The sequence below is a fragment of the Pseudoalteromonas arctica genome, from assembly GCF_012927645.1.
In the GTDB taxonomy this organism is placed as follows: Bacteria; Pseudomonadota; Gammaproteobacteria; order Enterobacterales; family Alteromonadaceae; genus Pseudoalteromonas; species Pseudoalteromonas arctica_A.
Genome location: NZ_JABBMT010000014.1, coordinates 43122 through 55999, shown reverse-complemented (window position 1 = coordinate 55999; position 12878 = coordinate 43122). Strand labels below are relative to the sequence as shown.

At 42.2% G+C, this 12878-nt stretch carries 10 protein-coding genes; 5 read left to right on the top strand and 5 right to left on the bottom strand.

From position 1 onward, the window contains the following. Positions 1-262: 262 nt before the first annotated feature. Genes HHO47_RS10545 through HHO47_RS10525 form a run of 5 tightly spaced genes read right to left on the bottom strand, consistent with a single transcriptional unit; the run spans position 263 to position 4911 of the window. Positions 263-922 carry a 3-oxoacid CoA-transferase subunit B gene (locus HHO47_RS10545; protein ID WP_169020274.1) on the bottom strand — a complete coding sequence of 220 codons (660 nt, stop codon included), beginning with the start codon at positions 920-922 and terminating at the stop codon, positions 263-265. An 11-nt stretch (positions 923-933) separates the two neighbouring features. Continuing rightward, positions 934-1641 carry a CoA transferase subunit A gene (locus tag HHO47_RS10540; protein WP_169020273.1) on the bottom strand — a complete coding sequence of 236 codons (708 nt, stop codon included), beginning with the start codon at positions 1639-1641 and terminating at the stop codon, positions 934-936. Between the two features lie 8 nt (positions 1642-1649). Further along, the gene (locus HHO47_RS10535) at positions 1650-2411 is read right to left on the bottom strand and encodes a 3-hydroxybutyrate dehydrogenase (protein ID WP_169020272.1); all 762 of its coding nucleotides are present in this window, start codon (positions 2409-2411) and stop codon (positions 1650-1652) included. Beyond that, positions 2404-3600 carry an E22 family MetX-like putative esterase gene (locus HHO47_RS10530; RefSeq protein WP_169020271.1) on the bottom strand — a complete coding sequence of 399 codons (1197 nt, stop codon included), beginning with the start codon at positions 3598-3600 and terminating at the stop codon, positions 2404-2406. Before HHO47_RS10530 ends, HHO47_RS10535 begins: the two co-directional genes overlap by 8 nt. Before the next feature lie 9 nt (positions 3601-3609). Next, positions 3610-4911: a GntP family permease gene (locus HHO47_RS10525; RefSeq protein WP_169020270.1), complete on the bottom strand. Its 1302-nt coding sequence runs from the start codon at positions 4909-4911 to the stop codon at positions 3610-3612. 255 nt (positions 4912-5166) lie between these two features. On the opposite strand from HHO47_RS10525, the gene HHO47_RS10520 reads away from it, so the two are divergent. From HHO47_RS10520 to HHO47_RS10500, 5 genes are all read left to right on the top strand, one after another. Further along, positions 5167-7455 carry a TonB-dependent receptor gene (locus HHO47_RS10520; protein WP_169020269.1) on the top strand — a complete coding sequence of 763 codons (2289 nt, stop codon included), beginning with the start codon at positions 5167-5169 and terminating at the stop codon, positions 7453-7455. Positions 7456-7554: 99 nt separating this feature from the next. Continuing rightward, on the top strand, positions 7555-8220 hold the full coding sequence (locus tag HHO47_RS10515) for a response regulator (protein WP_169020268.1): 666 nt from the start codon (positions 7555-7557) through the stop codon (positions 8218-8220). Between the two features lie 152 nt (positions 8221-8372). After that, positions 8373-9650 carry an HlyD family secretion protein gene (locus tag HHO47_RS10510; RefSeq protein WP_169020267.1) on the top strand — a complete coding sequence of 426 codons (1278 nt, stop codon included), beginning with the start codon at positions 8373-8375 and terminating at the stop codon, positions 9648-9650. Beyond that, entirely contained in the window at positions 9647-10399 is a 753-nt protein-coding gene (locus HHO47_RS10505) for an ABC transporter ATP-binding protein (protein ID WP_169020266.1), read from the top strand. The genes HHO47_RS10510 and HHO47_RS10505 overlap by 4 nt, the downstream gene beginning before the upstream one ends. A 1-nt stretch (position 10400) precedes the next feature. Next, the gene (locus HHO47_RS10500; protein ID WP_169020265.1) at positions 10401-12854 is read left to right on the top strand and encodes an ABC transporter permease; all 2454 of its coding nucleotides are present in this window, start codon (positions 10401-10403) and stop codon (positions 12852-12854) included. Positions 12855-12878 lie beyond the last annotated feature (24 nt).

Genomic DNA, 12878 nt, shown 5'->3' with positions numbered 1-12878 from the left:
CTTTTTCTATCTGTACTATTTTCTCTTCTATGAAAAATATCACCTTTAAATACAACATGCTTGATAGCTAAGAACTTAATATGGTCTATTAACTTTGATTTTTAAACTGTGAACTGTGGCAACTATAATTATCTATCACATCATTAAGTTATTGAGTTCAGCGCGTGTCTATATGCCGAAAGCTATACCCAAAGTTCAGGTTAAGCTAGTTGTTGGGTTTTGTATACATTTATGTAAAATTGGTGGATTCAAAACCTCTAAGTTAATTAAATTTCATTTGTGGAATATCGCCAGAGACAATTAATTTACCTGCCGTTTTATTTATTATTTCTTCTATCGAAACCCCTGGCGCACGCTCAAGTAAATAAAACGCACCGTCTTTTATAGCTAATAAAGCTAAATCAGTGATCACTTTATTGATACACCCCACTCCCGTGAGCGGTAAGCTGCATTCGCTGAGCAATTTAGACTCACCATGTTTATTAGCATGAGTCATAGTGCAAATAATATTTTTAGCACCAGCCACTAAGTCCATTGCTCCGCCCATACCTTTCACCAACTTATTGGGGATCATCCAGCTGGCTATATTGCCATGTTGGTCAACTTCAAAAGCTCCTAGTACAGTTAAATCTACGTGACCACCACGGATCATTGCAAAGCTCTCTGCAGAACTAAAAATGGCGGCACCTTTAGCCGCCGTGACCGTTTCTTTCCCTGCGTTAATCATATCGGCATCCACTGCATCTGTATCAGGGTAAGGCCCCATACCTAACAAGCCATTTTCTGATTGCAGCATTACTTCTATACCATCAGGCACATAGTTGGCAACTAAAGTTGGAATGCCTATTCCTAGGTTCACATAGTAACCATCTTGCAGTTCCATCGCTACACGTTTAGCGATTTGTTCTCGTGATAATGCCATCAGTGGGTTCCTTATTTATTGTTATCTCGGGTGGTGACTTTTTCTATGCGTTTTTCAAATTCACCTTGAATCACTCGGTCAATATAAATGCCAGGTGTGTGAATTTGGCTCGGCTCAAGTTCACCAGGCTCAACAATCTCTTCAACCTCTAAAACTGTAATTTTACCTGCAGTTGCAGCCATTGGATTAAAATTCATAGCAGTATGACGATAAATACAGTTGCCATAGCGATCCGCCTTATACGCTTTAATAATGGCAAAATCACCGGTAATACTGGGCTCTAATAAGTAATCGCGGCCATTGATATGGCGAATTTCTTTCCCCTCAGCAACCGGAGTACCTACGCCGGTTGCCGTGTAAAAAGCAGGGATCCCCGCACCACCAGCACGCATTTTTTCAGCCAAAGTACCCTGCGGTGTTAACTCAACATCTAACTCACCACTAAGTAGCTGTTGTTCAAAAAGCGTATTTTCACCCACATATGAGGCTATCATTTTGCTAATTTGGTTATCTTCAAGCAATATTCCAAGGCCAAATCCATCAATTCCACAGTTATTAGAAACCACAGTTAAATCGCGTGTCCCTTGGCGTTTTATTTGCGCAATTAATCCCTCAGGGATACCACATAGTCCAAAACCACCAGCGATCACAGTCATACCATCGGCAAGACCAGCCATTGCTTCACTGTAATTTGTCACTACTTTATCAAAACCAGCCATAATTCCTCCTATTGAGCAGTCCAACCACCATCAATGGCAATGGCTTGTGCAGTTATATTACGCGCTTCATCAGCCATTAAAAAACAGATGGTATGCAGTATTTCATCTAACTCAATGAAGGCTTTTTTTGGCATGGGCGCAAGCATGATTGTGTCTATAACTTGCTGCTCTGACATTCCATGCTGCTTTGCCTGCGCGGCAATTTGCTGCTCAACTAAAGGGGTTTTTACATAGGCAGGGCATACTGTATTAATGGTAATATTGCTGTCACCAGTTTCTAATGCCATCGTTTTAGCAAAGCCTATTAAACCGTGCTTCGCCGCAACATAAGCAGATTTATATTTAGATGCAACTAGCGCGTGAATAGAGCCTATATTTATAATACGACCAAAGCCTCGGTCGCGCATACGTGGCAACACAGCTTTGCTCATTATCGCCGGCCCGACCAGCATAACCTGCTGTAAAAATTGCCATGTCTCTGCTGGAAACTCTTCTAGTTTTGCTACATGCTGAATGCCCGCATTATTAATAAGTACATCTATCGGCTGTTTAAACTCATTAAAAAACGCCTCTATTGCATTACTATCTGCCACATTCAGTGCAAAGCCTTGTGCATTACCCCCTTGCTCAATGATTTTAGCAGCAGCTTGTTCGGCGCTGTGCTGATGTAAATCAGTGACAATAATATGATGGCCAGCTTTGACTAGTTGCTCAGCAACATAAAAGCCGATGCCACTGGCAGCCCCAGTAATTAATACTGTTTTACTCATGCGATTCCTCCTTTAAAAAGTCCCTGATTAGCTGAGCCTTTGGTGAGATAGAAAAAATGCCATCTAAATGCCCCCACCCGCCTTTAATCTCTGACATTTCAACTTCTTTACCTGCTGTTTTCATGGCGCTATATACTGCTTGCATATTTTCAGGACGCAATAATAAATCGTTTGTTGCAGGCAGCAATAAGGTTTTTGCTTTCACTTTTTTTAGTGCGCTAGTTAAATCGTCTTGCATACCCGCGGTAAAAAGCTGTGATGCACGGACTAAATACAACACGTGATTTGCATCTTGGGTTTTCGCGCGTGCCATAGCTCGTGTTGCTAATGTTTGGCTAAGTTGTGGCAAGGTGCGAATATCATTTAATGCCCCTTGATCAAGCACATTAAAGTTCGGGAAACTGGCGTTATAAATAATCGGGTGCATAGCATCTTGAGTAATGTTCAGCATAGTTGCAGCCAAACCATCCAGCGGGCGCTCTTTGTTGTAATAATCGCCTTGCTGCCAATTTTTATCTAACCGAATTGGCAATGCCCATTTTTCAAGGGCCGCCACCGTCCAAGCATCCATCGTCGCTGCGCCAATTACATGAATAAGTCGCTCAACCTGATCGGGGTAACGTACCGCCCATTCTAACGCTTGGAACGAGCCCATGGATGCGCCCATCACCGCATGTAATTTCTTTATACCTAAGCTATCAAGCAAACGTTTTTGTACATTAACAAAATCAGTAATGGTCACTACAGGGAAATCAAGTCCATAAGGTTTACCTGTAGCGGGGTTAATCGATGCAGGTCCTGTAGTGATGACATTGGGGTCATGCCAGTTAGCATTGACTAGCGTATCTGAGCTGATCACAAAATATTTATCAGTATCAATAGCTTTGCCTGGGCCAATAATCGCGTCCCAATACCCTAGCAGGGCGTCATCGGCTTTGTATTTACCCGCCGCATGAGAAGTACCAGAAAAGTAATGAGTGATTAAAATCACATTATCTTTGGCTTCATTTAATTTGCCGTAGCTTTCCCAACCAATATCAACTTTGGTAATGGTCTTTCCTGACACAGTGGTGAAATTTTTGGTGGTAAAATGTTGTTTTTCCACCAGCATAGGCGCAGCTTTATCTGCACAAAACGCGGCACTCGTATAAAATAAAAGCAATCCGATAATTATTAGTGTTGTTTTCATTGCCCTTCCTTAAAAAGTTATAAATAGACCCAATGCCAATGCGACGCCAACAAGTGGTATAACCACGGTTAACGCAGCCAATGGCCAGTAAGCACGTTGGTGAGTTTCTTTACAAATCGCCCGTATAGTCGTGACCACATAACCATTATGCGGCAAGCTATCTAGCGCCCCTGAACTAATTGCTACCACCCGATGCAATTGTTCTGGGTTAACACCCATCTCTACATATTGCGGCGCAACTAATGGTAGTGCAATCGCTTGTCCACCGGATGCAGAGCCAGTTAAACCTGCAATAACACTCACAGCAACAGCTGCCCCCACTAGTTCATTGCCCGGCATATGCGTCATCGTATCAACGGCTGCGATAAATGCCGGTGAGACTTTTGCCACCGCGCCAAAACCCACAACGGCGGCAGTATTGCCAATGGCGACTAAAGCACCTGTAGTACCCACATTGATTGCATTAGCCATATTATGGAAATACTTATAGTTAATAACCACAATACTTAATACACCACCAAGCAATGCAACTATTAATGCTGTTTGCTGTAATACATCATGCAAAGTAAAAGACAGCAACAACACCACCAATAATGGAATGATGCCAGTAATTGGATGTGGCCGCTCACGTTTAATAATCACAGGATCATCATCACGTGCTGCAAAACACTCTCCATTTGCTTGCGCTTTTTTGATCATCTTATTGAGCCAAAAGTAACCAACCGTTGCCATAAAAATTGCAACCACTAAGCTCACTTCCCATGCAGCATAGGGAGAAGTGCCTAAGTATTTAACGGGGATCCAATTTTGAATCTCAGGTGATCCCGCAGAAGTCATCGTAAACGTCACCGATCCAAACGCCAAAGTAGCTGGAATAAAGCGCCGCGGTAAATTAGCGTCTTTAAACAAACTTAGTGCCATTGGATAAACTGAAAACGCAACGATAAACACACTTACCCCACCATAGGTTAATACAGCACACGCAATCACCACAGCCAGCACTGCGTGTTTCATGCCTAATTTACCTACAATGTAGCTTGCTACGCTATCAGCAGCGCCGGTATCTTCCATAAACTTACCAAACAGAGAGCCCAGTAAAAACATAAAAAACCACGCACTTAAAAAGCCAGCAAAGCCATCCATATAAGCATTAATAAAGTTACTATCCGCAGTGACTGGAAATATCGCCATATCACTACTTAGTGCTACTAAAAGTGCACAGATTGGCGCGGCTATAAATAAATTTACGCCACGCAACGTTAAAATAATCAGCAGTATTAAACCACTTAACAGCCCTATCATACTCAGCATAGACATTCCTATAATTATTGTTATTACCCAAGATGAGGTGACATCGCAGTAATTGTTTTAGTTTTACTGTAAACCACCAAAAAAGACATAGCACTAAGGTGCTACATATTATAAGTTCGGCTTAAATCCCTTATAAGTCAATTAATTAAATACGTATAGCACTATGGTACTAATTCCTTTTTTGCAACTATCTTCTACATTGAATACAGGTGACATGAGCAAACCATTAACGATAACAATAAACAGGAACACACCATGAGCAAGCTCAATCAAAACATCACACCGATAACACTCGCCGTTTCATTAGCCTTATTAAGTGCTAATAGTATTGCCGCGGAGCAAACGAATACTGTAAAAAAAGGCGAACTTGAGCGTATTGAAGTTACTGCGCGAAAAACGGTTGAAAACTTACAAGAAGTGCCTGTTGCCGTAACCTCGATAGGCGCCCAGCAACTTGCCGAAAATGGCATCAGCGTGATGACTGAAGTGCAACAGTTTTCGCCAAACACCACTTTACAAACAAGCCGTGGTACTAACTCTACCATTACCGCCTTTATTCGTGGTGTTGGCCAACAGGATCCGCTGTGGGGTTATGAACCTGGCGTGGGCATTTATATTGATGACGTATATTTAGCGCGCCCGCAAGGTGCGGTACTGGATTTACTAGACGTACAACAAATTGAAGTACTACGCGGCCCACAAGGTACGCTCTACGGTAAAAACACCATTGGTGGAGCCATTAAATATGTCACTAAAGAAATGACTGGCGATGCCACTTTAAACGTACAAGGCACAGTCGGAAGTTACAATCAAAAAGATTTGAAGATCACCGGACAACTGCCGCTGATTGATGAAAAGCTCTATGTTGGTTTTGGTTTTGCTACCTTAAACCGTGATGGTTTTGGAGAATTTCTAACTTCAGATTTAGATAATCAAGACCGTGAAAACTACAATAAAGATGTAACCGCCGCACGTGTAACCTTAGAGTACACCCCCACCGATGAGCTGTTTTTTCGCCTAACATGGGATAAAACCGAAGATGAGTCTAACGCCAAAGGCGGTTACCGTTTACTGCCTAGCTTACTCACTGATGCACCAGTACCTGACAGCGTATACGACTCTTATACCAGCATGCCAACATGGAACAAGGTTGAGCTTGAAGGCTACAGCTTAACTGCGCGTTGGGACATGAATAGCAATACCAGTTTAAAATACATCGGTTCTAGTCGTGACAGTTATTCGCCGACTAATATCGACTTTGATAACACCTCAACTCGCATTTTTGATGTGCCAGCAATTTATGATGACGAACAAACTACGCACGAATTACAACTCAATCACCAAGGCAATAACTACAAGCTGGTATCTGGTTTATATTACTATGATGGTGAATCTTGTGGGCAATTTGAAGCTATTTTAGAGGAACTCGGTAAAAGCCTTGGCGCTCCAGGCCTCACTCGTGAAGTTAGCGGATGCAGCAACTCAAGCAGTAAGGCCGCGTATATCCAAGGCACTTATGATTTTGATGATAAGTGGTCAATGACCTTAGGTGCTCGCTACACCAAAGACAGCAAAGACGCGATTGTAAATAACGGCCTCATATTTGACACGGTATATCCTGAGTCGGGTTGGATACCAGGTTATGTTCGCCCTGAAGGACAACTAGTCCCCACAGTATTAGATGACAGTGCAGATTGGTCACGCTTTACTCCACGTGCTGGCGTTGAGTATCAATATAGTCGCGATATTATGTTCTTTGCCAGCTACGCACAAGGGTTTAAATCAGGGACTTTCAATCCTCGTGCCACCACGGCTGAACCTGCCGCTAAGCCTGAAATTGTAGACTCATTTGAATTTGGCATGAAAAGCGAATGGAACGATAACCTACGCGCCAACGTAACTTTGTTCACTCTTGACCATAAAGACCGTCAGTACATCTCTGTATTACCGGGTGATAATGCTGCGGATTTAAATCAACGCTTAGGGAATATTGGTGAATCTACTTCTGATGGTATAGAAGTAGAACTTAACTATATAGCCACAGAATCTCTCAGCTTTGATGCGTCAATTGGTTATATAGATAGTAGCTTTGATAATGTTATAGATTACGATCCTGAAACGGGTGAAGCATTTGATAAGTCTGATCGCTTTAGTGTATCAAATACGCCTGATTTAACCTTTAACCTCGGTGCCACTTATCGTATGTATACTGAGATAGGCGACTTTGTTATGAACGGTAACTATTATTACCGTGGTGATTACGCGCTATTTGAAGAAGATAGCCTACTCACTCAAGATGCTTACGGCTTACTCAACATTGGTATAACCTGGTACAGCACTGATGGCCAGTGGAGTGCCGGGTTATATGGTAAAAACCTCACTGACGAGGAGTATATGATTGGTGGCTACCAATTTGTTGCACCTGATCCTAGCAACCCAAGTGATGTCAGCAAATATACACCTGGCCTTGGTGGAGATAATACCTTAATTGGTTATTATGGCGACCCTCGTACAGTATCACTCACTGTAGGTTACCGTTTTTAAGTTATTATCTAAAAAGGTTTGCCTATTTTCTCCCCCATAGGTAAACCTTGTTTCAAAGTAAGAAATCATTTATAACATACCACATTGGAGTTTTAGGGAATGTCTTTAACAGTGAGCACTATTATTGCCGATGATCATCCATTATTTAGAAACGCACTTCGCCAAGCAGCGGCAACCTCAGTACCTGAGCAACATATAAAAGAAGCCAGTGACATTGATGGTTTATTTACCCTATTAACCGAGCACCCTGAAATAGAGTTAATTTTTTTAGATTTAACCATTCCTGGTGCTAATGGCCTACAGGCATTATCGCAACTACGAAATCGTTACCCTGATATAGTTGTTATTATGGTATCGGCCAACGAAACCCCCACTATAATCAAACAAGCCATGAGCTTAGGTGCCGCGGGATATATCCCAAAATCATCATCCTTGGATATCATAAGCGAAGCCATTAACCATGTTCTCAACGGCGACTCTTGGTTACCACCTGAAATCGACTTAACAGACATAGTTATTAACGACGAACAAAGCAGCTTTGCCCGCAATCTTGAAAGGCTCACCCCGCAACAGTACCGTGTTTTAGCCATGATTGCTGATGGGCTGCTAAATAAACAAATCGCGTTTAAAATGTCGATTCAAGAAACCACTATCAAACAACATGTATCCGCTATTTTGCGCAAACTCAACGTATATAACCGCACCCAAGCAGGCATTTTATTTAACCAGCTATCTCAGGTGGGGAAAACCGAAGGCAGCCAATAAACCAAAACGCTTCCCAGTTTCATTTTGGAAATCCCATTTACGGGAAAACCAGTTCCTACCAAAAACTAAAAGCCAATTAAATTCAAGGCTTTAAAAATTGGCATATTCCTCGCTACCGTGTTTACTTATTAGAATATAATGAAACACAGCCAATGGATTTAGATAGCACCTTAAAGCCCAGTAACAAACCAAATCAGCGTAGAAAACTCATTATTGCAGCCTTAATTGTTAGCATCATCATTATGATATGGCTGGTACAATCTTGGCTTGCCCCCACAACAATTCCTGCCAGCCAATTACAGATTGCCAGCGTGACACAAGTGGATTTTGTTGTAAAAGTCAAAGGCTTTGGCCGATTGAAATCCAAGTATCAGCGTTATTTAACCAACACAGATGTCGCAATGGTCGAGGCCATCCATGTGTATCCAGGTACGCGTGTAAGCAAAGACACGGTTATTATCAGCCTAGTGAACCCACTACAAGCGCAGCGTTTGTCGGTCGCAAGACTGGAACTTGCACGCCAACAAGCAAGCTTTAGCGAGCAAAAAATCAATCAAAAAAGTCAGCTATTGGAGCGCGAAGCTAACCTAACTCTTTTACAGAGTGAGCTTGAAAGCGCCCAGCTAAGAAGCGAAGCCGAGAGTCAATTAATCGAACAAGGCATTGTTTCAAGCCTTGATTACAAACGTAGCTTACTCACCGTAAAACAGCTCAAGCAGCGCGTTGAGATTGAACAAAAACGTCTCGTGCAATTAGCGCAAATGCACCTGCAGCGCAGTAAGGTTCAGCAGGAGCTATTACGCCAATTTGAGTTAAATTATAAAGTACAACAGCAAGCTTTTGATGACCTAAAAATTACAGCAGGCATTGACGGCATGCTGCAAGAGCTCAACGTAGAACTAGGCCAAAACCTCACACCAGGCACTCGCTTAGCTGTGGTGGGTTCTGATAGCGCACTCAAAGCAGAGCTCAGTATTAAACAAAGTGACGCTGAAAAAATCGCACTCAATATGCCAGCCCGCGTCAATACCTTTAGCAACTCAAAGCAAGGTGAAGTGACAGCTAAAGTGACCAGAATTGATCCCATCGTGAGTGATGGTCGGGTAATGATTGAGCTCGACCTTATTGGTGAATTACCCGCTAATGCACGCCCCGACTTAAGCATTGAAGGCCATGTTATAAGTAATGTAATAGCGAATGCACTGACCATTAAATTACCGCAAAAAGCAAAAGCTCATTCAAAAGCGATGCTTTTTAAACTTAACCCCAACACTCATTTAGCTGCCCCGATAAATATTGAGTTTGGTACACTCAGTGATAATAAAATTCAACTTTTAGATGGCGCTACGGTGGGCGAACAGCTGATCATTTCAGACCTTTCAAAATGGCAGCATTTGGCAACTATAAAAATCGAACAGGAAAGTTTATGAACAACAATACGCTTATCTCACTCAAAAACATCGCCAAGGTTTATCGCAGCCAAAACGTTGAAACCTATGCTTTAAAAAATATCGACCTGACTATTAATGAAGGTGATTATATTTGTATTAGCGGCCCATCGGGCTGCGGAAAATCGACCTTGCTGTCGCTATTAGGTTTACTTGATAGCCCAACAGGTGGTCAATATGCCATTAAAAATGTCGATACCAAAACCCTTGATATGGACCAACAAGCCGAACTACGTAATTTACACATTGGCTTTATTTTTCAGTCATTTAATTTAATCGATGAGCTATCAGTATTTGATAACGTTGCCCTGCCGCTGACTTATCGCGAGCCCGCGATGAGCCAAGCTGATATTCAAAGTGCAGTAAAACATGCCCTTGATGAAGTTGAAATGGGTCACCGCGCACAACATAAGCCCAACCAGCTCTCTGGTGGCCAACAACAGCGTATTGCTATTGCTCGCGCACTTGCCGGAAAGCCGAGTATTTTATTGGTCGATGAGCCAACCGGTAACCTTGACTCTAAAAACGGCGATGCCGTGATGGACCTACTCGATGCACTTAATCAAAAAGGCACCACCATTTGCATGGTAACCCATGATTTACGTTATGCCGGGCGGGCAAAAACTCAGCTAAAACTACTCGATGGCGAAATTGTCTCTTACTCGCATGCACGCGAAAACCAAGCGGCACCAACAGCCAACTTAGCAACTGACAGTGCTGAGGTCGTTTAACATGAGCCGTTTAACTAAAACACGAAGCCAACTGCGCTTAGCATGGGCATCACTGATGAATGCACCAGGATTTGTCACCGCCGTTGTTTCAACACTCGCACTGACTTTAGCGGCATTATTTGTTGTATTGAGTTTAGTGAATAGTTACTTTTTAAAACCGCTCGATGTATTTGATGAGAACCGCATGGTGGTGGTTGAGCAAAGCCTCACTTATGATGATTATGATGCGGTTGGCTTTCAAAGTTATCAATCCATGGTGCACTGGATTAAGAACAATCAAAGTTTTGAGCAGGCATTTATGATGAATGCCGCTGAAAATATTTTTTTAAACTTAGACGGTCAACCAAAAAAAGATGTGCTGTATGTAGGTGGTGAATACTTTGAACTCCTACATACTCCTTTTTTACTCGGACGTGGCTTTAAAAAGGGCGAAACCTTAGAGGAAGTTGATAATAGTGTAGTCATTTCAGAGAAGTTCTGGAAAGAGCATTTTAATAGTGACCCTAATGTAATTGGTAAACCCTTAAAAACAGCCAGTGAAATTGAAGGTGATGGGCATATTATAACCGGTGTTGTAGCGGCTAATTTCAGCCCACCCTACATGATTAAAGCGGGCTCTGTTGATGTTTGGTATCCAAGCAGTGCCGATCGTCGATTTTTTCATAACGATGACTGGCAAAGCCCATGGACTAACACCTTTAGAAATCTCAAGTTAATAGCAGTATTAAAGCCTGGAGTCACTACTTCGCAAGTAAAAACCGACTTAAAAGCCCAAATTGATACCATAAAATCTGAGTGGCTGAACAATGGTGGTATTACAGATGTGAACCCCGTTGTCACGCCTTACCGTGAAGTAGAGCTAGGTAACAACGATGATTTAAGCTTAATGATGCTCGCTGGTGCGTTAGGGCTACTCGTCATTGCTGTACTAAACGTCAGTACCTTATTCTTTTCTCGAGCGTTAGCGCAACATAAAACCTTAGCTTTACAAGCTGTGCTGGGCGCAAAACGTAAAACATTATTTAACAGCATTTTACTACAATCGCTTATATTGATGAGTATTTCGGTCAGTATTGCGCTGTTTTTGTCAGTCTGGGGAATTAGGCTATTTAAAGTGCTTGCTGAAGGCCGCTTACCATTAGTGAATAGCCTAGCTGTAGATATCAACTTGGTACTTATCGCCATAGTGATGTGTATTGCTTTAGCGTACATTTTCTCAATCATCACAGCGTATTTAATTAATTATAAAACCCTCAACCAGCAAATGCAGAACAGCGGTAAAGGCGGTGTTTCGCAAGTATCAGGGCGTACTGTTCGTTTATTAATTGGCGTGCAAATGTTTGTAGCCGCTTTACTGGTTAGCTTCTCGGTCATGGTGGTGAGTAAATCCTTAGAGACCATCAACCGCCCTTTAGGCAGCGATACTGAAAACCTGTATTTTGCACAATTATTTCAAGTTAATAACGATGCAACATTAGCTGAGCGCTACGAGCAAATTAAGCAGTATCAAAAAGTATTACAAAACAGTGAAGGTATTAAAGATGTCGCACTTGGGCAAAGCCCAGTATCGCCAAGGCAAAATGCCAACACCCTGACCGACGTTGAAGGTAAAAGCTCCATCTTCTTCCCCAGCCAATGGGTCGGGCCTGATTACTTTGACTTAGTGAACACCAAAATACTCGCAGGGCGTACTTTTAGCGAACAAGCTATGCGAGGGGAAACAAATGAACTTTTGGTATCTATTAGTGTGGCTAAATGGTTATTACCTGATCAAGAATACACAGACATTATCGGTAAAAGCTACAAAGGCCTTGAAGATAAAATGTTTGAGATTGTCGGCATAACTGAAGATTTTAACCACCCTAAATATTATGATGAATCATTTGGTCGGCACATGTGGTGGCCGGCACAACCTTGGAGTTATATGTTTGTTATTGAAACAGAACCCAGTGTTGAGCTTACTAGCAAGCAAGTTTTGAATTTATTAAGAAAAGCCAATAGTCACCTAACCTTATGGCAATTTAGAGACTTACAGCAAGAGTACGATGGTTTGCTGTATATGAGCCGCCTTACAGTAGTATTGTGTTGTACGCTGGCGCTTTTTACTCTATTACTCGCTGCAATAGGTATATTTGGAGTACTTAGCTACAACTTAGGTCTACGTCGGTATGAATTTGGTATTCGTATGGCGCTAGGGGCTAAAAAAGCACGCTTATTTAAACTTATGAGCAAAGAAGCCGTACTCCCTGTGTTAATCGGTTTTATTTTAGCGCTGAGTGTAATGATAGCCGGCTACCATAGCCTGCAAGAACAGCTTGTATCTTGGTTAATTTTAGACGTGCGCTTGCAATTAATGGCGTGGTTTATCACTTTGATTATTGCAATGTTCGCCTGCTTTAGGCCACTATTGCTATTAATTAAAGCCAAACCCATGGCCTCACTTCGTAACGAATAATAATGATAAGGGTGGCCCAAACAG

What these genes read in the sequence shown, in the direction of transcription:
- HHO47_RS10505 (WP_169020266.1), top strand. Translation starts at nt 9,647, where the DNA reads ATGAACAACAATACGCTTATCTCACTCAAAAACATCGCCAAGGTTTAT.
- HHO47_RS10540 (WP_169020273.1), bottom strand. Translation starts at nt 1,641, where the DNA reads ATGGCTGGTTTTGATAAAGTAGTGACAAATTACAGTGAAGCAATGGCT.
- HHO47_RS10515 (WP_169020268.1), top strand. Translation starts at nt 7,555, where the DNA reads ATGTCTTTAACAGTGAGCACTATTATTGCCGATGATCATCCATTATTT.
- HHO47_RS10545 (WP_169020274.1), bottom strand. Translation starts at nt 922, where the DNA reads ATGGCATTATCACGAGAACAAATCGCTAAACGTGTAGCGATGGAACTG.
- HHO47_RS10535 (WP_169020272.1), bottom strand. Translation starts at nt 2,411, where the DNA reads ATGAGTAAAACAGTATTAATTACTGGGGCTGCCAGTGGCATCGGCTTT.
- HHO47_RS10525 (WP_169020270.1), bottom strand. Translation starts at nt 4,911, where the DNA reads ATGCTGAGTATGATAGGGCTGTTAAGTGGTTTAATACTGCTGATTATT.
- HHO47_RS10510 (WP_169020267.1), top strand. Translation starts at nt 8,373, where the DNA reads ATGGATTTAGATAGCACCTTAAAGCCCAGTAACAAACCAAATCAGCGT.
- HHO47_RS10500 (WP_169020265.1), top strand. Translation starts at nt 10,401, where the DNA reads ATGAGCCGTTTAACTAAAACACGAAGCCAACTGCGCTTAGCATGGGCA.
- HHO47_RS10520 (WP_169020269.1), top strand. Translation starts at nt 5,167, where the DNA reads ATGAGCAAGCTCAATCAAAACATCACACCGATAACACTCGCCGTTTCA.
- HHO47_RS10530 (WP_169020271.1), bottom strand. Translation starts at nt 3,600, where the DNA reads ATGAAAACAACACTAATAATTATCGGATTGCTTTTATTTTATACGAGT.